This is a genomic window from Methylobacterium segetis (assembly GCF_004348265.1).
Lineage (GTDB): Bacteria > Pseudomonadota > Alphaproteobacteria > Rhizobiales > Beijerinckiaceae > Methylobacterium > Methylobacterium segetis.
The window spans coordinates 1-23,852 of sequence record NZ_SMNT01000070.1 but is presented as its reverse complement, the minus strand read 5'-3'; the positions used below and the strand labels follow the sequence as shown (position 1 = coordinate 23,852).

General features: G+C 71.5%; 20 protein-coding genes and 2 riboswitches. Of the genes, 13 read left to right on the top strand and 7 right to left on the bottom strand.

Annotation, left to right across the window (positions count from 1 at the left end; translation table 11 throughout):
- From leuD to E1J50_RS17600, 3 genes are all read right to left on the bottom strand, one after another.
- The coding region (leuD, locus tag E1J50_RS17610; protein WP_132255145.1) for a 3-isopropylmalate dehydratase small subunit at positions 1–340 on the bottom strand (340 nt) is incomplete at its 3' end.
- A gap of 4 nt (positions 341–344) precedes the next feature.
- A complete protein-coding gene (gene leuC / locus E1J50_RS17605; protein ID WP_132255144.1) occupies positions 345–1,784 on the bottom strand; it encodes a 3-isopropylmalate dehydratase large subunit in 1,440 nt (479 codons plus the stop codon).
- 58 nt (positions 1,785–1,842) lie between these two features.
- The gene (locus E1J50_RS17600) at positions 1,843–3,192 is read right to left on the bottom strand and encodes a dicarboxylate/amino acid:cation symporter (RefSeq protein ID WP_132255143.1); all 1,350 of its coding nucleotides are present in this window, start codon (positions 3,190–3,192) and stop codon (positions 1,843–1,845) included.
- A gap of 230 nt (positions 3,193–3,422) precedes the next feature.
- On the opposite strand from E1J50_RS17600, the gene E1J50_RS17595 reads away from it, so the two are divergent.
- Together E1J50_RS17595 and E1J50_RS27425 are read left to right on the top strand one after the other, a co-directional pair.
- Positions 3,423–4,406: a LysR family transcriptional regulator gene (locus E1J50_RS17595; RefSeq protein WP_132255142.1), complete on the top strand. Its 984-nt coding sequence runs from the start codon at positions 3,423–3,425 to the stop codon at positions 4,404–4,406.
- A 120-nt stretch (positions 4,407–4,526) separates the two neighbouring features.
- Positions 4,527–4,703 carry a ribosome modulation factor gene (locus tag E1J50_RS27425; protein WP_165937906.1) on the top strand — a complete coding sequence of 59 codons (177 nt, stop codon included), beginning with the start codon at positions 4,527–4,529 and terminating at the stop codon, positions 4,701–4,703.
- Between the two features lie 63 nt (positions 4,704–4,766).
- On the opposite strand, the gene E1J50_RS17590 is transcribed toward E1J50_RS27425, so the two are convergent.
- A complete protein-coding gene (locus E1J50_RS17590) occupies positions 4,767–6,314 on the bottom strand; it encodes an amidase family protein (protein ID WP_132255141.1) in 1,548 nt (515 codons plus the stop codon).
- 217 nt (positions 6,315–6,531) lie between these two features.
- On the opposite strand from E1J50_RS17590, the gene E1J50_RS17585 reads away from it, so the two are divergent.
- The 4 genes from E1J50_RS17585 to E1J50_RS17570 all read left to right on the top strand — a co-directional run bounded on the left by E1J50_RS17585 (position 6,532) and on the right by E1J50_RS17570 (position 10,301).
- Positions 6,532–7,026: a MarR family winged helix-turn-helix transcriptional regulator gene (locus tag E1J50_RS17585; RefSeq protein WP_132255140.1), complete on the top strand. Its 495-nt coding sequence runs from the start codon at positions 6,532–6,534 to the stop codon at positions 7,024–7,026.
- Positions 7,023–9,092, top strand: coding sequence for an FUSC family protein (locus E1J50_RS17580; protein ID WP_132255139.1), 2,070 nt, complete (start codon positions 7,023–7,025; stop codon positions 9,090–9,092). Before E1J50_RS17585 ends, E1J50_RS17580 begins: the two co-directional genes overlap by 4 nt.
- Positions 9,089–9,298: a DUF1656 domain-containing protein gene (locus tag E1J50_RS17575; protein ID WP_132255138.1), complete on the top strand. Its 210-nt coding sequence runs from the start codon at positions 9,089–9,091 to the stop codon at positions 9,296–9,298. The genes E1J50_RS17580 and E1J50_RS17575 overlap by 4 nt, the downstream gene beginning before the upstream one ends.
- 61 nt (positions 9,299–9,359) lie before the next feature.
- Positions 9,360–10,301, top strand: coding sequence for an efflux RND transporter periplasmic adaptor subunit (locus E1J50_RS17570; RefSeq protein WP_132255137.1), 942 nt, complete (start codon positions 9,360–9,362; stop codon positions 10,299–10,301).
- A gap of 47 nt (positions 10,302–10,348) precedes the next feature.
- Here E1J50_RS17570 and E1J50_RS17565 read toward each other — a convergent pair whose 3' ends face one another.
- Positions 10,349–11,677, bottom strand: coding sequence for an alpha-amylase family protein (locus E1J50_RS17565; RefSeq protein ID WP_132255136.1), 1,329 nt, complete (start codon positions 11,675–11,677; stop codon positions 10,349–10,351).
- A 202-nt stretch (positions 11,678–11,879) separates the two neighbouring features.
- Positions 11,880–13,448 (bottom strand): winged helix-turn-helix domain-containing tetratricopeptide repeat protein, encoded by a 1,569-nt coding sequence (locus tag E1J50_RS17560; RefSeq protein ID WP_132255135.1) that lies wholly within the window; start codon positions 13,446–13,448, stop codon positions 11,880–11,882.
- Positions 13,449–13,615: 167 nt separating this feature from the next.
- Here E1J50_RS17560 and E1J50_RS17555 point away from each other — a divergent pair, with 167 nt between their 5' ends.
- The 3 genes from E1J50_RS17555 to E1J50_RS17545 all read left to right on the top strand — a co-directional run bounded on the left by E1J50_RS17555 (position 13,616) and on the right by E1J50_RS17545 (position 16,771).
- Positions 13,616–13,828: a tautomerase family protein gene (locus tag E1J50_RS17555; protein WP_132255134.1), complete on the top strand. Its 213-nt coding sequence runs from the start codon at positions 13,616–13,618 to the stop codon at positions 13,826–13,828.
- 207 nt (positions 13,829–14,035) lie between these two features.
- Positions 14,036–14,923, top strand: coding sequence for a LysR family transcriptional regulator (locus E1J50_RS17550; RefSeq protein WP_132255133.1), 888 nt, complete (start codon positions 14,036–14,038; stop codon positions 14,921–14,923).
- Between the two features lie 474 nt (positions 14,924–15,397).
- On the top strand, positions 15,398–16,771 hold the full coding sequence (locus E1J50_RS17545; protein WP_132255132.1) for a TAXI family TRAP transporter solute-binding subunit: 1,374 nt from the start codon (positions 15,398–15,400) through the stop codon (positions 16,769–16,771).
- A gap of 126 nt (positions 16,772–16,897) precedes the next feature.
- On the opposite strand, the gene E1J50_RS17540 is transcribed toward E1J50_RS17545, so the two are convergent.
- Complete coding sequence (locus E1J50_RS17540) at positions 16,898–17,749, bottom strand: outer membrane protein (protein ID WP_132255131.1); 852 nt, start codon at positions 17,747–17,749, stop codon at positions 16,898–16,900.
- Between the two features lie 224 nt (positions 17,750–17,973).
- A riboswitch (glycine riboswitch) is annotated at positions 17,974–18,073 on the top strand.
- Position 18,074: 1 nt separating this feature from the next.
- Positions 18,075–18,169: riboswitch (glycine riboswitch) on the top strand.
- Between the two features lie 57 nt (positions 18,170–18,226).
- Here E1J50_RS17540 and gcvT point away from each other — a divergent pair.
- From gcvT to tuf, 4 genes are all read left to right on the top strand, one after another.
- Complete coding sequence (gene gcvT / locus E1J50_RS17535) at positions 18,227–19,405, top strand: glycine cleavage system aminomethyltransferase GcvT (protein ID WP_132255130.1); 1,179 nt, start codon at positions 18,227–18,229, stop codon at positions 19,403–19,405.
- Between the two features lie 25 nt (positions 19,406–19,430).
- A complete protein-coding gene (gcvH, locus tag E1J50_RS17530; RefSeq protein ID WP_132255129.1) occupies positions 19,431–19,793 on the top strand; it encodes a glycine cleavage system protein GcvH in 363 nt (120 codons plus the stop codon).
- Positions 19,794–19,838: 45 nt separating this feature from the next.
- Entirely contained in the window at positions 19,839–22,685 is a 2,847-nt protein-coding gene (gcvP, locus tag E1J50_RS17525) for an aminomethyl-transferring glycine dehydrogenase (protein ID WP_132255128.1), read from the top strand.
- A 165-nt stretch (positions 22,686–22,850) separates the two neighbouring features.
- Positions 22,851–23,852: elongation factor Tu (gene tuf, locus E1J50_RS17520; protein WP_132255127.1), on the top strand; the 1,002-nt coding region annotated here is incomplete at its 3' end.

Below are 23,852 nucleotides of genomic sequence, written 5' to 3'. Positions count from 1 at the left end.
TATTGGCGGCGTTGTCCGCGAAGATGCCGGCGAAGGTGGTGCCGACGAGCGCGCGGATGCCGAGCTGCAGGAGCCCCCAGACCGCGTGCTCGCGGGAGGAGCCGCAGCCGAAATTCGGTCCGACCACGAGGAAGCGCGCGCCCTCCCAATCCGGCCGGTTGAGCACGAATTCCGGCCGCTTGGCGCCGTCCGGCCGGAAGCGGAGGTCGTGGAAGGTCCCGGCCCCGAGGCCGCTCCGGTCGATACCCTTCAGGAACTGCTTGGGCATGATCACGTCGGTGTCGACGTTGGCGGCCAGCAGGGAGGCGGCCGGGCCGGTGACGGTGGTGAAGGGCTGCATGGCTTCAGATCCCCTGGGGCTGCTGCGCGAGGCGGCGCACATCGGTCAGGTGGCCGGTCACGGCGGCGGCCGCGACCATGGCGGGGCTCATCAGGTGCGTGCGCCCGCCGGCGCCCTGGCGGCCCTCGAAGTTGCGGTTCGTGCTCGACGCGCAGCGCTCGCCGGGGGCGAGCACGTCGTCGTTCATGGCAAGGCAGAGCGAGCAGCCCGACTGGCGCCACTCGAACCCGGCCTCGACGAAGACCCGGTCGAGCCCCTCCGCCTCGGCGGCGCGGCGCACGCTGGACGAGCCCGGCACCACCATACCGCGCACGCCCGCGGCGATGCGGCGGCCCCGCAGCACGGCGGCGGCCTCGCGCAGGTCCGAGAGGCGGGCATTGGTGCAGGACCCGATGAAGGCGCGGTCGATGCGCACGCTCTCCAGCGCGGTGCCGGGCACGAGGTCCATGTAGGCCAGCGCCCGCTCCATGTCCCGGCGGCGGTTCGTGTCGGGCTCGGCGCCGGGGTCGGGAATCCGGCCGCCGACCGGGGCCGCCTGATCCGGGCTGATGCCCCAGGTCACCAGCGGCTCGATCTCGGAGGCCGCGAGACGGATCTCCCGGTCGAAGACGGCGTCGGCGTCGCTGTGCAGGCCCGACCAGTGCCGCAGGGCGCCCTCCCAGGCCTTGCCCTTCGGCGCGCGGGGCTTGCCCGCGAGATAGGCGAAGACGGCCGCGTCCGGCGCCATGACGACGCCGCGCGCCCCGCCCTCCACCGCCATGTTGCAGATGGTCATCCGGCCCTCCACGGAGAGCGCCGCGACGCCGTCGCCGGCGAATTCCACGGCGTATCCCGTGGCGCCCGAGGCGCCGATCCGGCGGATCAGGGCCATCACCACGTCCTTGGCCGTCACGCCCGGCGAGAGGGCGCCGTCGAGCCACACGCGCATCGTCCGCATCCGGCGATACCGCAGCGTCTGCGTGGCGAGGTAGTGCTCGATGTCGGAGGTGCCGATGCCGAAGCCGAGGGCGCCGAGGGCGCCGTAGGTGGTGGTATGGCTGTCGCCCGCGGCCACGATCATGCCGGGCAGGATGAAGCCGAGTTCGGGCGCGACCACGTGCTCGATGCCCTGGAGCGGGTGCAGCACGTCGAACAGCTCGATGCCGAAGGTGCGGCAATTCTCGTCGAAGTAGCGCACCTGCCGGGCGCCGCCCGCGTCCGGCATCGCCCGGCCGCGGTCCGGCGCTGTCGGGTTGACGTGGTCGACGATGCCGAGCGCGGCTTCCGGCCGCCAGACCCGGCGCCCCGCCTCGCGCAGGCCGCTGAAGGCCTGCGGGCTGGTGTACTCGTTGAGCACCGTGCGGTCGATGTAGAGCAGCACCTCGGCCCCCGGCCCGGTCCGGTCGTCGAGGCGGGCCACGGTGTGGCTGTCGATCAGCTTGTCGTAGAGGGTTCGGGGCGACATCGTTTCGGTCCTTGGGACAGGCGGCGCGGCGGCGGGCCGCGCCCGGGGGCAGGCCGGGTCAGGCCGTCGCGGTGGCGGGGAGGACCGCGCGGGGCGGGGCCTTCGCGTCGCCGCCGACCGGATCATCCGCGACGAGCCGGCCTTCGAGCACGTCGCGCATGCGGGCCGTGTCGAGTTCGCCCTCGATCTTGGCCATCACGACGGCGGCCACCGCGTTGCCGATGATGTTCACGATCGCCCGGCCCTCGCTCATGAAGCGGTCGATGCCGAGGATCAGCGCCATGCCGGCGAGCGGGATGGCGGGCACGACCGAGAGCGTGCCGACGAGGGCGATGAAGCCGGCCCCGGTGATGCCGCTCGCCCCCTTCGAGGTCAGCAGGGACACGCCGAAGATCGCGAGTTGCTGCGTCAGGGTGAGGTCGATGTTGGTGGCCTGCGCGACGAAGAGGGCCGCGAGCGTCATGTAGATGCAGGTGCCGTCGGCATTGAAGATGTAGCCGGTGGGCACGACGAGGCCGACGACGGATTTCGAGCAGCCGAGATGCTCCAGCTTCTCCATCAGCGAGGGCAAAGCGGCGTCCGAGGAGCTGGCGCCGAGCGTGATGAGCAGCTCCTCCTTCAGGTAGCGCAGCAGCTTGAACAGGCTGAATCCGGCCCAGAGCGAGACGAGGCCGAGCACGCCGAAGACGAAGATCGCCCCGGTCAGGTAGAAGGTGCCGATCAGGCCGACGAGCTGTCCGAGCGAGCCGAGGCCGAACTTGCCGATCGTGTAGGCCATCGCGCCGAAGGCGCCGAAGGGGGCGAAGCGCATCAGCACGTTGATGACGCCGAAGATCCAGTGCGAGGCGGCGTCGACGAGGTCGCGCAGCGGCCGGCCGGCATCGCCCATCTTCGACAGGACGGTGCCGAACAGCACGGCGACGAAGACGACGGGCAGGATCTCGCCCTTCGTCAGGGCATCGAACACGGTGTTCGGGATGATGTTGAGCAGGAAGTCGACGGTGCCGTGCTCCTTGGCGGCACCGGCGTACTTGGCGACCGCGCCCGCATCGAGCTTGCTCGGGTCGGCATTCATGCCGGCGCCCGGCCGCACGAGGTTGCCGACCACGACGCCGATGACGAGGGCGATGGTCGAGAGGATTTCGAAGTAGAGCAGCGCCTTGCCGCCGAGCCGGCCCATCTTCTTCATGTCGCTCATGCCGCTGATGCCGGCGACGACGGTGCAGAAGATCACCAGCCCGATGACCATCTTGATCATCTTGATGAAGGCGTCGCCGAGCGGCTTCATGTCGACGCCGAGGCCTGGCGCCGCGGTGCCGACCGCGACGCCGAGCAGGATGCCGGCGACCACCTGGACGTAGAGGCTCCTGTAGAGCGGTTTGGCTGAGGCTTGGGCGACCCTCTGCACGGCGTTTCTCCCGGTTCGCTTCTGGTAAGCCGCCATCCTGGCTGCGAGCCGGGGCGGTCTGCGGTCACAGGACCAGAGCGCGCGCACGAGCGCCAATGCCGTTGCGGCATCGGTTGATGCCGGGCCGTCCCGGCGCCGTTGACCGGCCTGCGGGCGCTCGTCATCCTCGCCCGATCGAGCGCGGGAGAGGGGCCGCGGAGCGGCCTCGCCCCGCCGGGAGGGCTCGACGGATGGACGCCGCCTGGCTCGAAGACTTCCTGACCCTGGTCGATCTGGGGCACTTCTCGCGCGCGGCGGAGCAGCGCTGCATCACGCAGCCCGCCTTCAGCCGGCGGGTCCGCGCCCTCGAGGAGTGGGTCGGCGCCCCCCTCTTCGCGCGGGACGTGCTGCCGGTGACGCTGACGCCGGCCGGCGAGCGCTTCCGGCCCGTGGCGGAGGAGACGCTTCGGCGGCTCTACCTGGGGCGGGAGGCGGCGCGGGAGGCCGGGCGGATGGCGGCCGCGACCGTCCGGTTCGCCGCGACGCAGACCCTGTCGGTGAGCTTCTTCCCGAACTGGGTCAGGACCCTGGAGGGTTTCGAGAACATCCAGGCGACCGTCAACCTGACCGCCGCGCACATGGCGGCCTGCGAGCAGATGATGCTGCGCGGCGAAGCGCATTTCCTCCTCTGCCACGACCATCCGCAGACCACGCACGGGCTGGCCTCGGATCAGTTCCGGTCCGTCCCGCTGGGCACCGACATCCTGCTGCCCGTGAGCGCGCCGCTGCCCGACGGGGCCGGGCCGCTCCACGCCCTTCCGGGGACGCGAGAGGCGCCGCTTCCGCTCCTCACCTACACGACCGAATCCGGCCTCGGGCGCATCCTGGCCGGCGCGCGGGCGATCGAGCGGAGCGGCGCGTCCCTGCGGCCGGTCTTCGCCTCGCACCTGACCTCCCTGCTCGTCGCCATGGCGCGCGACGCGCACGGGCTTGCCTGGGCCCCTCTGAGCGTCGTGGCGGACGATCTGGAGCGCGGCCGGCTGGTGCGGGCCGGGGCGTCGGCCGGCGACATCCCCGTCGAGATCCGCCTGTACCGGCCCCGGGCCCGACAGAGTCCGGCCGCGGAGCGTCTCTGGAGCCTCGTCGCGGGCCGCGACCGGGAGGCGCGGGACGAGGCTGCTGCCGAGGAGCCGGGCGCGGAAGCCTCGGCGGCCAACGAGGCGTTCAGGCCCTGAGGGTCCCGGCGCTCCGGCGGGAGCGGTGAGCGCGGCACCCGTTCGTGCCATGATGCGATCGGGCCCTGCCGCGCCCGCTCGCGGCCGCGGCAGGGCCGAGGCCGCACGGGAGAACGCACCATGGAGGACGATCTCAATCAGGCCATGCAGGACGGCCGGGCGGCGAAGCTCGCCGGCAAGCCGGTCTCGGCCAATCCCTACCGCGCCGGCTCGCAAGACAGCGCGGATTGGCTGGCAGGCTACGTCTTCGACGAGGAGGAGCAGAACATCGACCGTCCGACGGTCGAGGAGGGCTGAGGACCGGCACGCCCTGTCGCGCGCCGGCCCGTCTCGGAGGCAGGTTGGCTCAGGCGACCGGGCTCACGGCGCGCTGGCCGGAGGACGGCGCAGCTTGGTCGCCTGCTCGAACGCGTAGGCGAGGCCGAGCAGCTTGCCCTCGCTCCAGGGTCGGCCGAGCAGGTCCAGGCCGACCGGCACGCCGAGCGGCGCCGTCTCGGTCGGCGCCGAGAAGCCTGCCGGGATGTCGATCGCCGGGAAGCCCGTCAGACCCGCCACGATCCCGTTGCGCTCCGCCTGGTTCAACTCGCCGATCGGCACGACCAGCCGCTTCTGCAGCGGGTAGACGAGGGCGTCGAGGCGCTCCTTGTCGAACACGGCCGCGACATGCGCCTTGAAGGCGGAGATCCGCTCCAGCCGCACCTTGTAGTCCGGCTCGGCCATGCCGTCCCGGCGAGCCTCCGCACCGTTGAGGAACTTGTCGAGCGCGGCCTTGTGATACTGGCCCGAGGCGATGATGCCGGCCAGATCCTTGTGCGGGGCATTCGGGATCGTGGCGAGGTAGGCGTTGAACAGCGCCTTGAACTCGTAGGTCTGGACGTCGTTCTCGGCGTTGAGCGCGTTGGCCTCGAACGCCGGATCCTCGATCGGGACCAGGGTGGCGCCGGCCTTCTCGAAGGCGTCCAGGGCCTCCTGCATCACCCGGTTGACCTCGGCATGCTCGGGCTTCGTTCCGAACAGCGCCTTGACGACGCCCAGGCGCGCGCCCTTGAGCGCGTCGGGCTTCAGGAAAGCCGCGTAGCTCTCCGGCACCTTGCCCGCCGACGGGGAGGTGAGCGGATCGTCGAGGTCGGGTCCGGCCATCGCCTGCAGGAGCGCTGCCGCGTCCGCAACCGTGCGGGTGATGGGGCCGATCGCATCCTGCGTCTTCGAGACGGGCATGATGCCGCTCAGGCTGATCAGCCCCTGCGTCGCGCGCAGGCCGACGAGGTTGTTGGCCGAGGCCGGCGACCGGATCGAGTTGACGGTGTCGGTGCCCGTTCCGGCGAGCGCGAGGTTCGCCGCCACCGCCGCTCCGGTGCCGCCGCTCGAGCCGCCCGGCGTGCGGGTCAGGTCGTAGGGGTTGCGCACCTGGCCGCCGAGGGAACTGACCGAGACGCCGCCTTGGGCGAATTCCTGCAGGTTCGTCTTGGCCAGGACGATGGCTCCCGCCTTGCGCAACTTGGCCACCGCGAACGCGTCCTTGGCCGGCTGCGCCCCGGCCAGGGAGGCCGAGCCGCCGGTCGTGGGCAGTTCGGCGGTGTTGTAATTGTCCTTGAGGACGAGCGGCACGCAGGCGAGGGGCTCCGAGGCCAGGCGATTGCGGTTCCGGTCGAACGCCTCGGCTTGGCCCAGGGCCTGCCGGTTGACCTCCCGGATCGCCGCGAGCTTCGGGCCGGCCTGATCGTAGGCGGCGATCCGATCGAGATAGGTCTGCACGAGGCTGCGGCAGGTGATCGTCCCGGCGGCGAGGGCGTCGTGGACGCCGGCGATCGTCGCCTCCTCGACGGCGAAGCGCTCCTGTGCCTGTGCGGGGGCGCCGAGGAGAGCGAGCAGGGCAACGGTGCTGAGAGTGGTACGGGGTTTGAACATGAATCCTGCTGGTTGCGGTGACGGAACGGGCTTCGGAGGCATAGGCCAGGCCAGAGTTCCGCGACAGGGATGCGTGCGCAGCATACCCTCCCGCGTCTCACGTCGGGCAGGCAACTGCGGCGCGTGTTCGGGATCGTGCAACCACGCATTGCAGTTGAATAGATAGCTTACTATCTAACGACACCGGCGACCTTCCGGTCATGTTCGCGGGGGCCGGATGCAGGACGATCTCAAGCAGCTGCGCCAAGCCTACACCCAGGCCCTGCTCCTCGCCGGCCGCCAGTGGCGCCGATGCGCGGACGCGGCGGCGCGGGCGCACGGGATCTCGGACGCGACGGCGCTCCCCCTCGTGATGATCGGGCGCATGGCGGGCGAGCCGCGCCAGAACGCCCTCGCCGACGCGATCGGCATCGAGGGTCCCTCCCTGGTGCGCCTGCTCGATCAGCTCGGCGCGGCGGGCTTGGTCGTCCGCAAGGAGGATCCGACCGACCGGCGCGCCAAGGTGCTGAGCCTCACGAAGGCGGGCAGGGCGGTGGTGGCGAGGATGGAAGCCGATCTTCACACTCTGCGGGAATCGGTGTTCGCCGCCGTGAGCGCCGCCGACATCGAGGCCAGTTTGCGGGTGTTCCGGGCGCTCCACGAAGTCGGCCGCGATGCGGAAGCAGGCTCCGGCCATCTCAGCGAGCCGTCCGAGGGGGAGCCCGCGGCATGACCCTCCCGGGCTGGCGCGACTGGGCCTTCGCGATCAAGACCTATGGGGCCGCCATGCTGGCCCTGTACCTCGCCCTGTGGATCGACCTGCCGCGACCCTACTGGGCCCTGGGTACCGTCTACATCACGAGCCAGGTGCTGGCGGGCGCCACGCGCTCGAAGGCGCTGTACCGGGTGCTCGGGACCATCCTCGGTGCCGGCGTGGCCGTCATTCTGGTGCCGAACCTCGTCGACGCGCCGGAACTCCTGACGCTCGCCATCGCGCTCTGGGTCGCCGTCTGCCTCTACGTCTCCCTCCTCGACCGGACCCCGCGCAGCTACCTGATGATGCTCGGCGGCTACACCGCTGCCCTGATCGGGTTTCCGGCCGTAGCCGAGCCGGGGACGATGTTCGACACGGCGGTGGCGCGGGCCGAGGAGATCACGCTCGGGATCCTGTGCGCCGGCCTCGTCTCGTCGGTGGTGCTGCCCCAGTCCGTGGCGCCCGTGATCGCGGGCCGGCTGGAGGGCTGGCTGCACGACGCGCGCGGCTGGGCCGTGGACGTTCTCGGCCGGGCCGGCGCGGCGAAGGATGCGTGGGCCGAGGAGGTTCAGACCAAGGACACGCAGGCCAGGCGGCTGCGGCTCGCCTCCGACGCCATCGCCTTCGACGCCCTGGCGACGCCGTTGCGCTACGACAGGACGGGCGCGGAACGATCGACCCAAGCCATGGCGATGCTGCGCCAGCACATGCTCATGGTCCTGCCCATCGTGTCCGCGGTCTCGGACCGGATCGAGGCCCTGGAGCGGTCGCGGGCGCTGCCCGAGCGTGTCCGCACGCTCCTCGGCGACATGGCCGCCTGGCTCGCCGCCGGCACGACCGACCCGGCCGAGGCGGCGCGCCTGCGGGAGAGGGCGGAGGCGGCGGATCCTGCCCTGCCGGAGCGCCCCGCCTGGACCGACCTCGTCCTGGCGAGCCTCCTGGCGCGCCTGCGCGACCTCATCGACCTGCGCCAGGACACCCGCCTGCTGCAGCGTCACGTCGCTGACGGAACCCCCGTCATCGAAGATCTCGCCTTCCGCTACACGGCCGAGGCGCGGACGATCCGCCACCGGGACCACGGCCTGGCCCTTCTCTCCGCCGTCGGCGTCTTCCTCTCGATCGTGCTGACCTGCACGATCTGGATCGCGACCGGCTGGCCGGACGGGGCCGGCGCCCCGATGATGGCGGCGGTCGGCTGCTGCTTCTTCGCCGCGCAGGACGATCCCGCGCCCTCGATCGTCGGCTTCGCCAACTCGGCCGTCGTCGGGGCGATCGGCGCCGGGATCTACCTGTTCGGGGTCCTGCCCTTCGCCACGAGCTTCGAGATGCTGGCCCTCGCACTGGCGCCCGGTCTCCTCCTCTGCGGCGTCTTCATGACCCAGCCGCGGACGGCGCCGCTGGCACTGGGGGCGGCGGTCAACGGCTCGGCCCTGATCGCGCTCCAGGGCAGCTACACGGGCGACTTCGCGGCGTTCGCCAATTCCTCGATCGCCGTGATCGCCGGGATGTGGGTGGCCGCGATCGTGACGCGACTCGTTCGCTCGGTCGGCGCCGCGTGGACCGTGCGGCGCCTGCGGGCCGTGAACCGGCGGAGCCTCGCCCGGGCCGCCGGGCGCCAGGGCGCGCAGAACGGCCTGGCGCTGGCCGCCCTCATGCTCGACAGGGTGGGGTTGATCGCCCCGCGGCTCGCCGCCCTGCCGCCGGACGATGCCGAGCGGGTGGCGGACCTCCTCGCCGAGGTGCGGGTCGGGATCAACATCGTCGAGCTGCGGCGCGACCGCCGGCAGCTCTCCGGAGCGGCCAGGGACGCGGCCGAACGCCTCCTGTCCGCCCTGGCGCGGCATTATCGCGGCGACGCGGACCGGGCCGCCGACCTCCTTCCCCTGATCGACGCGGCCCTGGATGCGGCAGCGGAGGAGGCGCGGCGTCCCGCCCACCGCGCCGCCCTCATGGGCCTCGTCGGCATTCGCCGGGGTCTCGGTCCCGAGGCGGCGCCCTACCGGCCGGCCCACGCCGCCCATTCCGGACCGGACCTCGCGGCATGAGCGGTGATCTCGACCTTTACGGCGTCTTCATCCCGAGCCTCGCCGCCTGGATGCTCGTCGCCTTCCTCATCTGCCTGGTCGCCCGGCGATCCCTGGCCTGGGCCGGATTCTACCGGTTGGTCTGGCATCGGCCGCTCTTCGATCTCGCCCTCTACGTCGTGGTGCTGGGCCTCGTCGTCTCGGTCGCGATCCCGCTGACCTCGTGACGCGGGGCGGCCGTTACCCTCGGCCCGCCCCGCCCCCGTTCTCGCTCGTCCGGCTCATCGCATGACACGGCTCATCGCCCTCTCGTTCCGCCTCGTCGTCACCCTGGCGACGGTAGCGCTCGCCGCACTCGTCGGACTGGCCCTGTGGGATTACTACATGGAGGCACCCTGGACCCGGGATGGCCGGGTCCGGGCCGACGTCGTGGCCGTGGCGCCCGACGTCTCGGGCCTCGTCACCGAGGTCGCCGTCGCCGACAATCAGGTCGTCAAGCGCGGCGACGTCCTGCTCCGGATCGACCCCGAGCGCTTCGCCCTGGCCCTGCGTCAGGCCGAGGCGACCGTTGAGGGCAGACGTGCCGGCGCCGAGCAGGCCGCGGCGGATTACGCGCGCTACAGCAAGCTGAGCGACGCGGCCGTTTCGCAGCAGAAGGTCGAGGCCGCCCGGGCCGCCGATCTGGAGGCGAGGGCGGCCTACGACCATGCGCTCGCCGACCGCGACCTCGCCAAGCTCAACCTCGAACGCTCGGCCGTGCGGGCCGCCGTCAACGGGCGGATCAGCAACATGGAGCTCCGGCCCGGCACCTACGTCACCACGGGGCGCGGCGTGATGGCGCTCATCGACGACGACACCCTGCGGGTGGAGGGATATTTCGAGGAGACGAAGCTGGCGCGCATCCATGTCGGCGACCGGGCGAGCATCCGGCTGATGGGAGACCGGGCCATTCTGGCCGGGCAGGTCGAGAGCGTGGCGGGCGGAGTCGAGGACCGGGAGCGCACGGCGGGCTCGAACCTGCTCGCCAGCGTCAACCCGACCTTCGCCTGGGTTCGGCTCGCTCAGCGGGTCCCGGTCCGGATCAAGCTCGACGCCGTTCCTCAGGGCGTGCGGATGGTCTCCGGCCGCACCGCGACGGTCGCGGTCGAACCCCTGGGCGAGGCCGGGCGCTTCGACCTTCTCGGGCTCTGTCGGCGGATGATGTCCGAGGTCTTGCGCCACGGCGGGTGACCGGAGGCCGGACGGCCCGACCTGAGTGGGCCGCTCCCCGCCGAGGATCAGGCGGAGAGGATCGCCCAGCCGTGCGGCGGGAGGCTCACCTGCCCCGCGCGTCCGCCCGGCGAGACGAGGTCACCGTCTCCCGCTTCGACGTGACGCGCGTCCGGCGCCGGCAGCGTCGCAGGCCCGTCGGCGAGGTTCAGGGCGAGCAGGAGGCGCCGGGTGCCCTCGTTCATCGTCAGCACGAGCTGCTCGTTGGTCAGGTGAACCTTCCGCGCACGGGCGCGGTGCAGCCAGGGATGGCGTCGGCGGAGCGCGATCAGGGTCTGGTGCAGCCGATAGATCAGCCAGCCATAGGGGGCGAGCCCGGCGGGCGAGGGGGGAAAGGCAGGGCGGATCGCGTCGTCGCCACCGACACGCTCTTCCTTCACGCCGCGGAAGGCCTGCTCGTCGCCGGCGTAGATCGAGGGGGTGCCGCCGCAGGCGAACAGGATCGCGAGCGCGTGGGGCAGGTGGCGCTCGTCCCCGAGGCGGCTGGCGATGCGCGTCACGTCGTGATTGCCCACGAAGGTCAGCGGCACGAAGCTGTCGAGATAGCCGTTGTGGCGCTCCAGCGCGTGGGCGAGTTCGAACAGGTTGCGGTCGTTGAGGGCGCTCCAGATCGCCTTCCAGAGCTCGTACTGGGTCACCGCATCGAGGCCGGTATCCTGGACAAACCCGGCGTAGTCGCCGTGGATGACCTCGCCGACGATGTAGGCGTCCGGATGGGCGGCGCGCACCCGCGGCAGCACGCCGGCCCAGAACCGTCTCGGGACGGCGTAGGCCGCGTCGAGCCGCCAGCCATCGGCGCCGCGGGCGAGCCAGTGGTTCATGATCGCGGCGACGTGGTCGGCGACCTCGGGCTCGTCGTGGTTGAGGGTGACGAGCTGCCGATGTCCCTCGAAGCAGGCATAGTCCGGCTCCGTCCCGGGCGCGGTGCCGCGCGGCCAGGACAGCCTGAACCAATGGGCGCGCTCCGCCTGGGGGCCGCGATCGAGGACCTCCCGGAAGGCGGGATGGGCGCGCCCGACATGATGGAACACGCCGTCGAGCAGGATGCGCAGATGGCGGCTGCGAGCGGCCTCGATCAGCGCGTCGAAATCGGCCTCGTCGCCGAGGCGCGGGTCGATCCGGAACGGATCCGTCGTGTCGTAGCCGTGCGTCGAGGCCGCGAAGATCGGCCCGAGCGCGATGCCCGAGACGCCGAGTTCGGCCGCGTAGTCGAGCCAGGCCTGCAGATGGGTCAGCCGATGCGTGACGGCCGTCTCGCGACGGGCCTCGGGCTCGGCGCCGACGAAGCCGAGGGGAAAGATCTGCCACCAGACAGCATGTTCGATCCAGGCCGACACCGATTCCGTCCCGGGCTCGCAGGGTCCGCGCCAGCGGAACGCCCCGCCGGCAAAGTCCGCACCCAACCTCCCGCCGCCCCGCCTTGTTCCTCGCTCCCCGCTTCCGCCCGGACACCAGCGGCTCGGCCCTCGGCGAGACCGCACGCCCGAATGGCAGCACCGGCGGGCGCTGGCCTGCCCCGGCGGCCGGGACGCCGTGCCCTCAATGAATGCCGCTATCGGTCAGCGCCCTCGCGATCCGGCGCCGCAGATCACCCTCCCGGAAGGGGAAGGATGCGAAGAAATGCGCCTGGGAGACGGCGCCGCGGCGTCGGCGGACGTCGGCGGCCCAGATCGCCGCGCGCTCCGGATCCGCGGTGAGGGTGTGGGCGATCACGGCGATGAGCGCGATCATCACGTGGGCGCCGGGCGAGCGTGCCGCCCGGTCGGCCCAGGAAGCGGCCTGCCCGGTGTCGCCGTGCATCAGGCAGGTCAGGGCACGGGTGGCCAGCATGGCGTAGAGGAACGGGTCGAGCGGGCTGAGCGCGATCGCGGTCTCGACGTTCTCGCTCCCGTCCCGGTCGCGCTCGCAGACCATGTCGGCCCATGCCCGGGCGTAGAAGCCGTGCGCGTAGCTCGGGCTGAGCTGCGTCGAGCGGTCCAGCCACGGCAGGCTGCTATCGACGTCGCCCGTCAGCCAGAAGGCGCGCCCCAGCGTGACGTTGGCGAAGGGATCGAGCGGATCGAGCTCCACGCTTCGCTCGGCGAAGAGGCGCGCGGCCCCCGCATCGCGGTCCGGATCGCCGGAGTAGCGCAGGAAGGCGCTCTGGAAATGCGTCGCGGACAATCCGGCATTGGCCCGTGCGAACCCGGGCTCCAGGGCGACGGCACGCTCGAACAGGCCGGCCGCCGTCGCGTTGTCGTCGCGGTTGAAGCGGTAGAGGTGCCTGAGGCCGAGGTGATAGGCGGACCACGCGTCCAGGCTGTTCGGCACGGCGAGCGACGCCCGGGCCGCCTCGTTCAGGGGCACCCGGATCTCGAGGGCGGCGACGATGCTCGCGGCGATGCGCGCGCGCAGGTCGTGAATGTCGTCGATCCCGCCGCAGAGGCGGTCACCCCAGAGGACGCCGCCCGTGCGCGTCTCCGTGAGTTCGACGCTGATCGTCACCCGGCTCGCGAAGGCCTCGATGAACCCGGAGAGGGCGTAGCGGACGTTGAGCACCTGCCCGATGCGGGCCGCGTCGCAGCCCTGCGCCGGCAGGCGGAACGACGACCCGCGGGCGATCACGAACAGCCATCGCAACCGGGCTAGCGCAGTGATGAGATCGTGGGCGATCGCCTCTCCGATGGCCGGGTGCAGGGCCGAGGCTCCGGCGAGTCGGAAGGGCAGGATCGCGATCGACGGCCTGCCCGGCTCGCTGAGCTCGCTCGGCTCGGCCGGGCCCTCCTTCGTCCGGGCCGGCACCGGAGCCGGTTGCGGGGCGCGCGTCCGGACCTCGGCCACGAAACGGAAGCCCTGGCCGTGCAGGGTGCGGATGAAGCGCTGCGCCTTCCCGTCGTCCCCGAGGATGCGGCGGGCCGACTTGATGCGGCTCGAGATGGCGGCATCGGAGATGAACCGCCCGTTCCAGACCTTCTCGACGACCTCCTCCTTGGAGACCATGCGGTCCCGGTTCTCCACGAGGAGGCGCAGCACCGCGAAGACCTGCCGCTCGACCGGGATGACGACCCCGCTCCGGCGAAGCTCGACCTGATCGGCGTCGAGTTCGAACGCGTCGAAGTGGTAGAGCATCGCCGGCTCTCCGGGGACGAGCGCATGCGGTGCCGGAATCCTAGCACATCTCCAGGAAATCTCCCCGACCTCTGCAGGCCGCCTTCAAGCCGGGTCGGAGCAGGGCGGCTAGGACGGGGCTCGCCGGCGCCGGGATCGTCCCGGGCCGGACCCAAGGGAGCATCACCATGCCGCTCGTCGACATTCAGCTCATCGAAGGCGTTTTCACCCCGGCTCAGAAGCGGGACATGATCGCGAAGGTCACGGATGCCATGGTCGCGATCGAGGGCGAAGCCATGCGCGGCGTGACCTGGGTGCGCGTGCAGGAACTGCGCAGCGGTGACTGGGGCATCGGCGGCAAGGGTCTGACGACCGAGGACGTGAAGGCCCTGCGATCCTGACGGGACGATGCGGAGCCGTACGCGGCTCCGCATCGCCGGGCGTCGGGAATCGCGGGCCGAGACCGCATGCGCCCCGGGGGCTGACGCACCCGGCGAGGATGAGCGAAGCGGCGCATTTGGGCTCGGCCTGCGGCCCGCGCGGCTTGACAACCGGCCGCCCCTCATGGCGCCCCATGCCCCTATCTCGCCTTCCGATGCGGATGAGGCATGATCAATCCGGCCCATCTCGACCTGTTCCGGGCCGTCCTGCGGCATGGCGGCATGACGAGGGCCGCGGCCGCGCTCGGCGTGGGGCAGCCCCATATCAGCCGCGCCATCGCGCACCTCGAGGCCGAGCTCGGCTTCCCCCTCTTCGTGCGGGGGCACGGAAGCGCCGTGCCGACCCGAGAGGGGGAGGCGTTCGCGCAGGAGGTCGAGCGGACCTATGCCGGCCTCGAGCACCTGGGCCACGCGGCTCGTCAGATCCGGGAGCGCGGCAGCGGCTCGCTGCGCGTCGCCTGCCAGCCTTCCCTGGCCTCCCGGCTGTTGCCGCGCGCGATCCGGAACCTGAGCGCGGAATGCCCGGGTGCGCGCGTCTCGGTTCACGTTCCGAGCCCGGACACGATCTGGTCCTGGGCCGCCTCGGGGCAGTGCGACATCGGGCTGGCTCGGCCGCGATCCGGCTACACGGGCGTCGAGGCAGAACGCTTCCTGACGGTCGGGGCCGTCTGCGCCATGCCCCGCCGGCATCCCCTGGCCGGCAGGCGCGCCGTCTCGGCCCAGGACCTCGCGGGCGAGCCCCTGATCTCGGGAGGCGCGGGCGCCTTTCAGACGGCCATCGAGGAGGCCTTCGCCCGGTCCGGCGTCGAGCCGCGCTTCGCCCACATGGCGCAGTACACCGCCGCAAGGTGCGGCCTCGTCGCCGAGGGATTGGGGCTCGCGATCGTCGATCCCCTACCGGCACGCGAGCTCTCGGGGCTGCCCATCGCCCTGCGGCCATTCCGGCCGGACTTGCCGATCGAGACGATGCTGCTGCGGCCCGCGGGCAAACCGCCGAGCCGCCTCGCCGAGCGGCTCGTGCGGCTCCTCGAGGCCGAGCGGGACGCTCTGTCCTGACTGTCGGCCGGACCTGCGACGGCCCCTGGTGAGCGAGGCTCGCGGGGCGCCGCGCGGGTAGGCTATCCGGCATAGGGAAACAAAAATCCGCAGAATCAGTATGCCGCCCCTTGCGCCGCGCGCATAGATGGTATTCAGTATGCCAGTGGCCCGTTAGGGACGCCCCGTGGAATTACCTGACCCCGTGAACCCTGTTCGCGGGGTCTTTTCTTGGCCCCGGGCGCCGCAATGAGTCGTGCTTGGGGCAGAGCGCCGCGCCGTCCCGCGAATCGCGCCCCTGGATTTCGAAATTTGAGTTCGCCCTGCGGCGCGGGATCGGGAAGTGGCTCCCCGAGGCCCCGGGGAGGGTGATCGCCGCCTGCCCGGTCGAGGCGGCGCGTCGGCATCCGGGATCGTGGCCGGCGCAACCATATCGGTGATCGCGGTGTTGCGCTTCGTCGGGTCGCCGCTGGGGCGGCGGGCGGGGGCCACAGGATGCGGAGGATGCCCGTCAGTCGGGAAATGGTGTTCCTCGTGGTCGCGGTGCTGCTCTCGCTCGCCGCGGGCGCAGCCCTCTACTGGTCGCGGGCCAGCACCCTGACCGTCGCCGTGGCGCCGAGCGGCGGCACCGAACCCACCCTTCTCAAAGCCTACGCGGAGGGGCTCGCGGCCCGGCGGAAGGGCGTTCGCCTGAAGATCCTGCCCTTCGACGGCGTGCGCGAGAGTGCCGAGGCGCTGGCCCGGGGAGAGGTGGACCTCGCGGTCGTGCGTCCGGACGTGGCCCTGCCTCCGAACGCGCTCACGCTCGCGATCCTGCGGGAGCAGGCGCTCATCGTGGTGGCCCCGGACGGCGCGGGCGTTCGCGCCTTCCCCGACCTCGCACGCAAGCGCCTCGGCATGATCGCCGAGCGGAGCGCCGACCGGACCCTGATCGGCGACGCGGTGGACCATTACGGGCTCAAGCTCCAGACCGAGCCCGGCCCCGTTGCGGCGGGCAGCGTCGCCCTCGTCGCCGTGGCGGAGGACGATCTCGCGCAGGCGCTGGCCGAGAAGCGGATCGACGCCGTTGCCCTCGTCACGACGCCGACGACGCCGGCCGCGCGCCGGATCGTCGGCCTCGTCCAGGCGGCGGCGCGCAACCGGAAGATTGCCCTGTTCGGCGTGACGGAGGGGCCGGCCCTGATCGAGCGGTTCCCGCGGCTCCAGGCGGTCTCCGTGCCGGCAGGCTTGTTCGGCGGCCGCCCGAAGCTGCCGGAGGAGGACGTCGCCACGGTGGGCGCCTCCTACCGGCTGATGGCGCGGTCCGATCTCTCGCGCAGCACGGCCGCGGAGGTGACGCAATACCTGTTCGAGATGCGCAACGCCCTCGCCGACACCCTGCCCGCGGCCAACGCCATCCATGCCCCCAGCTACGAGGCCACCGCGGGCGCGACGAGCGCGCGGCTGCCGATCCACCCGGGCGCGATCGACTATTACGAGCGCGAGCAGGAGAGCTTCATCGAGCGCTACGAGACCTGGATCTACCTCGTCGCCTTCCTCGGCGGCGGTGTCGGATCCGGCTTGGCATGGCTGCGCCAGCGCCTGTCCCGCCTGCGGCGCGAGCGGGTCGAGGTCGCCACCGAGCGGCTTCTCGAGATCCAGGCGGAGGCGCGCCGGCCGGGGGATGCGGGCCGCCTCCAGGCGCTCGCCGGCGAGATCGACGACCTCGCCGCCGAGATCGTGCGCCACGCGGTCGACCGGCCCACCGAGCCGCGCACGATGAGCGCGGCGGCCATGGCCGTGGACGCGGCCCGCTCGACCGTGCGGCGGGCGGCGGAGGCGGCACGCCCGCAGCCGGGGACGAAACCGGGCCTGCGGGCGGTGGATTGACCCGGAAGTCGGCGGCTCGCGGGGCGGGTGCTCGGAACTCGGCCCCTCAAACGGCGAGGCCGGATCCGCACTGAGCGGACCCGGCCCCGAGACTGGCGCGAAGGCCGGCGATGCCGGCGTTCCCGATCAGAATCCGCTGAACTTGTAGTTGAAGCCAGCGCGGATCAGGTCGCCCTCGGTGCGGAAGCGGGACGTGTAGGAGCCCGGCGCCGCGGGCAGCAGGCCGCCGGCCACGAGGACGTTGCGGCTGCCGAGGTCGTAGTGGAGGTACTCCGCCTTCAGCGTCACGGCGTCGGCCTTCAGGAACGAGCCGATGAAGTTGAACCGGTTGAGGAAGCTGTCCGTCGGGATGGCGTACTCGATGCCGCCGCCGTAGGCGAAGCCCGTCTCGACGCCGTCGAACTGGCCCGTATAGGCGAGGGGGTTGCCCGCGGCCAAGCTGAAGAAGCGCGACCGGTAGAGGACGTTGCCGTAGGCGAAGCCGCCGGTGCCGTAGACGAAGACGCGGTCGAAGGCGTATCCGAGGCGGCCGCGCACCGTGCCGAGCCAATCGAGCGTCTGCCGGAACGCGGCCGGGTCCTGGCGCTGGCTGAAGTAGACGGGACGCTTCGAGATGTCGGTCCAGGTCGCATCGGCCTCGAAGCCGACCACGAAGCCCGAGCCCGGCGTGAACTGATAATTGTAGCCGATGCCGCCGCCGAGGCTCGTCAGCCCGTCGACGTCGGAGCGGATCTGAGCGGGACGGAAGCCCTGCTGGACGTTGTTCCGCGTGAACGCATCGTTGCCCTGCGTGCGGATCGGGCCGTTGTCGGTGATCACGTAGCCGGTCTGCGTGCCGATGTAGAAGCCGCTCCAGGTGAAGACGGGCACGGCGGTGAAGACCGGAGGCGGCGCGGCGCGGCGGGGCAGGTCGGCGGCGGAGGCGGCGCCCGCGAGGAGCGCGGAGGCGGCGCTCGCCAGGAGAAGCGTCTTGATCATGGGGCGAGATCCCGAAACGAATGGCAGTCCGGGCGAGACTAGGCCGTATGCTGCAGCGCCCCTATGCCAGTCTTGCCACACAGGCCCCGAAATCGCCCCGTTTCGCGCTCCCTGCCGCAGAAAAGAGCAGAAACGTACCTCTAAGCCTCTTGCATTGCCGCATTTCAGCGCGCTCGCGGCGCTTGCGGCAAGCTTCGCATCGTGACAGGCTGGGACCGTCCGAAACAGACGACGCGGGAGAGCCCAGTCCGGTGCGAGCCGGGCATGGCGCCGACGGAGCAACCACCCCCGGAAACTCTCAGGCACAATCACCGCACTCGTTGGACAATCTGGAGAGAGGCGCCGCACGGCGTCCACCGAAGGAGAAATCTCGGCCGCCCCGGCGGTTGAGAGAAGCTCTCAGGTAACCGCGACAGATGGGGGCAGGGGCAGGATCCGCTCGGATTCTGCCGATGCTGTCTGTCGCGGAGAGAGCGGATGCCTCCAGAATCGCCACACCCCGCCGTCGAGCGCGACGCTCCGGCCCACGCATCTCCAGCCCCGATCGAGACGCCGCTCCACGCGCTCCACCTGCGGCTCGGCGCCCGGATGGTGCCCTTCGCGGGCCACGCGATGCCGCTCCACTATCCGGCCGGCGTCCTCAAGGAGCACCTGCGCGCGCGGGAGGCGGCCGGCCTGTTCGACGTCTCGCATATGGGCCGGATCGTCGTCACGGCCGGGTCCGGCGCGGAGGCCGCCGCGGCGCTGGAACGGCTGATCCCGATCGACATCCTGGGCCTTCCGCAGGGCCGTCAGCGCTACGGATTCCTGACGGACGAGGCCGGCGGCATCCGCGACGACCTGATGGTCGCGCGCCTCGACGACCGGCTGATCCTCGTCGTCAATGCCGCCAACAAGGCGGCGGATCTTGCGCACCTGCGCGCGAACCTCCCCGGCGGCGTCCGCGCCGCCGAGCTGCCCGGGGCGCTCCTCGCGCTGCAGGGGCCGCGGGCCGAGGCGAGCCTGGCGCGGCTCGCGCCGGACGTCGCCGCGCTGCGCTTCATGGAGGTGCGCGAGACGCGGATCCTCGGTGCGCCGGCGACCGTGTCCCGCTCCGGATACACGGGCGAGGACGGATTCGAGATCGCGCTGCCGGCGGACGAAGCGGAGCCGGTCGCCGAAGCCCTGCTCGCCGATCCCGACGTCCTGCCGGTGGGCCTCGGCGCCCGCGATTCCCTGCGGCTCGAAGCGGGCCTCTGCCTGCACGGCGCCGACATCGACCGCGACACCGATCCGGTCGAGGCCGGGCTCGCCTTCGCGATCCCGCCGGCCCGTCGGCGCGGCGGGGTGCGGGAGGGCGGTTTTCCGGGCGCGGAGCGTATTCTCGGCGCGCTTGAGCGGGGGCCGGAGCGCCGCCGCGTCGGTCTGCTGCCGCAGGGGCGCGCCCCGGTCCGGGCCGGCGCCCCCCTCTACGCCGCGGAGGCGGGCGGCGAGCCCGTCGGGCATGTCACCTCGGGCGGGTTCGGCCCGAGCCTCGGGGCGCCCGTCGCCATGGGCTACCTGCCCGCGTCGCTCGCCGAGCCCGGCCGGACCGTCTTCGCGGAGCTGCGCGGCCAGCGCTTGGCCCTCGCCGTCGCCCGCCTGCCCTTCGTCCCGGCCCGCTTCAAGCGCGGCTGAGCCTCTCTTTCGACAGGAGCGAACCATGCTGAGATTCACCGAGGATCACGAATGGCTGAAGCGCGAGGGCGACGTCGCCACGGTGGGCATCACCGCCCACGCCGCTGAGCAGCTCGGCGACCTCGTCTTCATCGAGCTGCCGAAGATCGGCGCGCGGCTGAAGAAGGGCGATGCCGCGGCGGTGGTCGAGTCCGTCAAGGCGGCCTCCGACGTCTACGCCCCGGTTTCCGGTGAGGTGACCGAGATCAACCCGGCCGCGGTCGACGATCCGGGCTCGGTCGCGGCCGATCCGCAGGGTGCCGGCTGGCTCTACCGGATCCGCCTCGACGATCCTGCCGCCCTCGACGGGCTGATGGACGAGGCCGCCTACGCGGCGATGCCGAAATAGCCCGCGCCTTCCGCCGGCCCGCTCCACCATTTCCGGGGGTATCCCATGAGCGCTGACCGCTACGACCCTTACGATTTCGCCAACCGCCGCCACATCGGCCCGAGCCAGGCGGAGATCGCCGCGATGCTCGCCGTCGTCGGCGCGCCCGACCTCCACACCCTCGTGGACGAGACCGTGCCGGCGGGTATCCGGCAGGCCGAGCGCATCGATTTCGGCCGCTCGCTGAGCGAGCGCCGGGTGCTCGAGCATATCCGCTCGGTCGCCGACAGGAACCGGGTCCTCGTCTCGCTGATCGGCCAGGGCTACCACGGCACCACGATGCCGCCCGCGATCCAGCGTAACATCTTCGAGAACCCGGCCTGGTACACGGCCTACTCGCCCTACCAGCCGGAGATCAGCCAGGGGCGGCTCGAGGCGCTCCTCAACTTCCAGACCCTCGTCTGCGACCTGACCGGGCTCGACGTGGCGAACGCCTCGCTCCTCGACGAGGCGACCGCCGCCGCCGAGGCGATGGGCATGGCCCACCGCGTCGCGACCGCGAAGGCGGACACCTTCTTCGTCGATCAGGAATGCCTGCCGCAGACCATCGCGGTGCTGAAGACCCGCGCCGCGCCGCTCGGCTGGCGCATCGTCGTGGGCGACCCCTTCAGGGATCTCGACCCGGCGGCCGTGTTCGGCGCGCTGTTCCAGTATCCGGGCGTCTGCGGCGATATCCACGACGTGTCCGGGCCGATCGCGGCGCTCCACGCGGCGGGCGCCATCGCCGCGGTCGCCGCCGACCCGCTGGCGCTGACGCTCCTCAGGCCGCCCGGCGAGATGGGGGCCGACATCGCCATCGGCTCGATGCAGCGCTACGGCGTGCCGATGGGCTACGGCGGCCCGCACGCCGCCTACATGGCGACCCGCGAGGCCCACAAGCGGGCGCTGCCCGGCCGCCTCGTCGGCGTCTCGGTCGACGCGAACGGCAACCGCGCCTACCGCCTCGCCCTGCAGACCCGCGAGCAGCACATCCGCCGCGAGAAGGCGACCTCGAACATCTGCACGAGCCAGGTGCTGCTCGCCGTCATCGCCTCGATGTACGCGGTCTATCACGGGCCCCGCGGCCTCAAGGCGATCGCCGACCGGGTGCATCGGGACGCGGTGCGCCTCGCCGCGGGCCTGGAGCGCCTCGGCTTCACGGTTCGCCCTCAGAGCTTCTTCGACACGATCACGGTCGAGGTCGGCCCCTTCCAGGGCGTGATCCTGCAGAACGCCCTGGCCAACGGGGTGAACCTGCGCCGGGTCGGGGCCGATCGGATCGGCATCACGGTGGACGAGCGCACCCGGCCCGACATCGTCCAGGCGGTCTGGCACGCCTTCGGCGGCACCGACCTCGCCTACGACGAGGGCTGGCCCGAGCCGCGGCTGCCGCAGGCGCTGCTGCGCACGTCCGAATACCTGACGCACCCGATCTTCCACATGAACCGGGCCGAGAGCGAGATGACGCGCTACATGCGCCGCCTCGCCGACCGCGACCTCGCGCTGGACCGGGCCATGATCCCGCTGGGCTCCTGCACGATGAAGCTCAACGCCACGGCCGAGATGCTGCCGATCTCCTGGCCCGAATTCTCCGAGATCCACCCCTTCGTCCCGGAGGATCAGGCGGAGGGCTACCGGCATCTGATCGGCGATCTCTCGGACAAGCTCTGCGCGATCACGGGCTACGACGCGATCTCGATGCAGCCGAATTCAGGGGCGCAGGGCGAGTATGCGGGGCTTCTCGCCATCCGCGGCTACCATCTCTCCCGCGGGGAGGGGCACCGCAAGGTCTGCCTGATCCCGTCCTCCGCCCACGGCACCAACCCGGCCTCGGCGCAGATGTGCGGCATGAGCGTGGTGGTGGTCGGGGCGGATGCCGACGGCAACATCGACCTCGACGATTTCCGGGCGAAGGCTGAGCGGCACGGGGCGGAGCTCGCCGCCTGCATGATCACCTATCCCTCGACCCACGGCGTCTTCGAGGAGCGGGTGCGGGAGATCTGCGAGATCGTCCACGGGCAGGGTGGGCAGGTCTACCTCGACGGGGCGAATCTCAACGCCCTCGTCGGCCTCGCCCGTCCCGGCGACATCGGCGCCGATGTCAGCCACCTCAACCTGCACAAGACGTTTTGCATCCCGCACGGGGGCGGCGGCCCGGGCATGGGGCCGATCGGCGTCAAGGCGCACCTGATCCCGTTCCTGCCCGGCGATCCGCGCAGCGGCGAGGCGGGCGCGGTCTCGGCCGCGCCCTACGGCTCGGCCTCGATCCTGCCGATCTCGTGGAGCTACTGCCTGCTGATGGGCGGGCGCGGGCTGACCCAGGCGACGCGGGTGGCGATCCTCAACGCCAACTACATCGCCCGCCGCCTCTCGGGGGCCTACCCGATCCTCTATGCCGGCCGGAACGGGCGGGTCGCGCACGAGTGCATCGTCGACGTGCGCCCCTTCCAGAAGAGCGCCGGCATCAGCGTCGACGACATCGCCAAGCGCCTGATCGATTGCGGCTTCCACCCGCCGACGATGAGCTGGCCGGTGGCCGGCACCCTGATGATCGAGCCGACCGAATCGGAGACCAAGGCGGAGATCGACCGGTTCTGCGACGCGATGCTGGCGATCCGTGAGGAGATCCGGGCGATCGAGGAGGGGCGGAGCGACCCCCGGAACAACCCGCTCAAGAACGCGCCCCACACGGTGCAGGACCTGATCGGCCCCTGGGAGCGGCCCTACTCGCGGGAGGCCGCCTGCTTCCCGGCGGGCACGCTCGGCATCGACAAGTACTGGCCGCCGGTCAACCGCGTCGACAACGCCTACGGCGACCGCAACCTGATGTGCTCCTGCCCGCCGCCGGAAGCTTACGGGGAGGCGGCGGAATGACCGGTTCCGGTCGGACGCTTCACGGTCTCCGGCATCCCTCCGGGCCCGGCACTTGATCAAAGGACGGGTTGCCTCTAAGCGGTCCGCGCCTTTCGCCCGGCTCGCAGACTTGAGGGCGACCGTTCAGGCCCGCGCGAGCGCGGGCCTTGCCGCAGGAAAGAGACGATGGCCAAAGAGAAGTTTTCGCGCACGAAGCCGCACTGCAACATTGGGACGATCGGCCACGTCGACCATGGCAAGACGTCCCTGACGGCGGCGATCACGAAGGTTCTGGCGGAGTCGGGCGGGGCGACCTTCACGGCCTACGACCAGATCGACAAGGCGCCGGAGGAGAAGGCGCGCGGCATCACGATCTCGACGGCGCACGTGGAGTACGAGACCACGAACCGGCACTACGCGCACGTCGACTGCCCCGGCCACGCGGATTACGTGAAGAACATGATCACGGGTGCCGCCCAGATGGACGGCGCCATCCTGGTGGTCTCGGCCGCCGACGGCCCGATGCCGCAGACGCGCGAGCACATCCTGCTGGCCCGCCAGGTCGGCGTGCCGGCGCTGGTGGTGTTCCTCAACAAGGTCGACATGGTCGACGACGAGGAGCTTCTCGAGCTGGTGGAGCTTGAGGTGCGCGAGCTTCTCTCGAAGTACGACTTCCCCGGCGACGACATCCCGATCACCAAGGGCTCGGCGCTGATGGCGCTGGAGGACAAGGAGCCCAAGATCGGCAAGGAGGCGGTGCTGGCGCTGATGGCGACGGTCGACAGCTACATCCCGCAGCCGGAGCGTCCGATCGACATGCCGTTCCTGATGCCGATCGAGGACGTGTTCTCGATCTCGGGCCGCGGCACGGTGGTGACGGGTCGGGTGGAGCGCGGCATCATCAAGGTCGGCGAGACGGTGGAGATCGTGGGCATCCGCGCCACCCAGACCACCACGGTGACCGGCGTCGAGATGTTCCGCAAGCTGCTCGACCAGGGCCAGGCGGGCGACAACGTCGGCGTGCTGCTGCGCGGCACCAAGCGCGAGGACGTGGAGCGCGGCCAGGTCGTGTGCAAGCCGGGTTCGGTGAAGCCGCACACCAAGTTCAAGGCCGAGGCCTACATCCTGACCAAGGAGGAGGGCGGGCGCCACACGCCGTTCTTCACCAACTACCGCCCGCAATTCTAC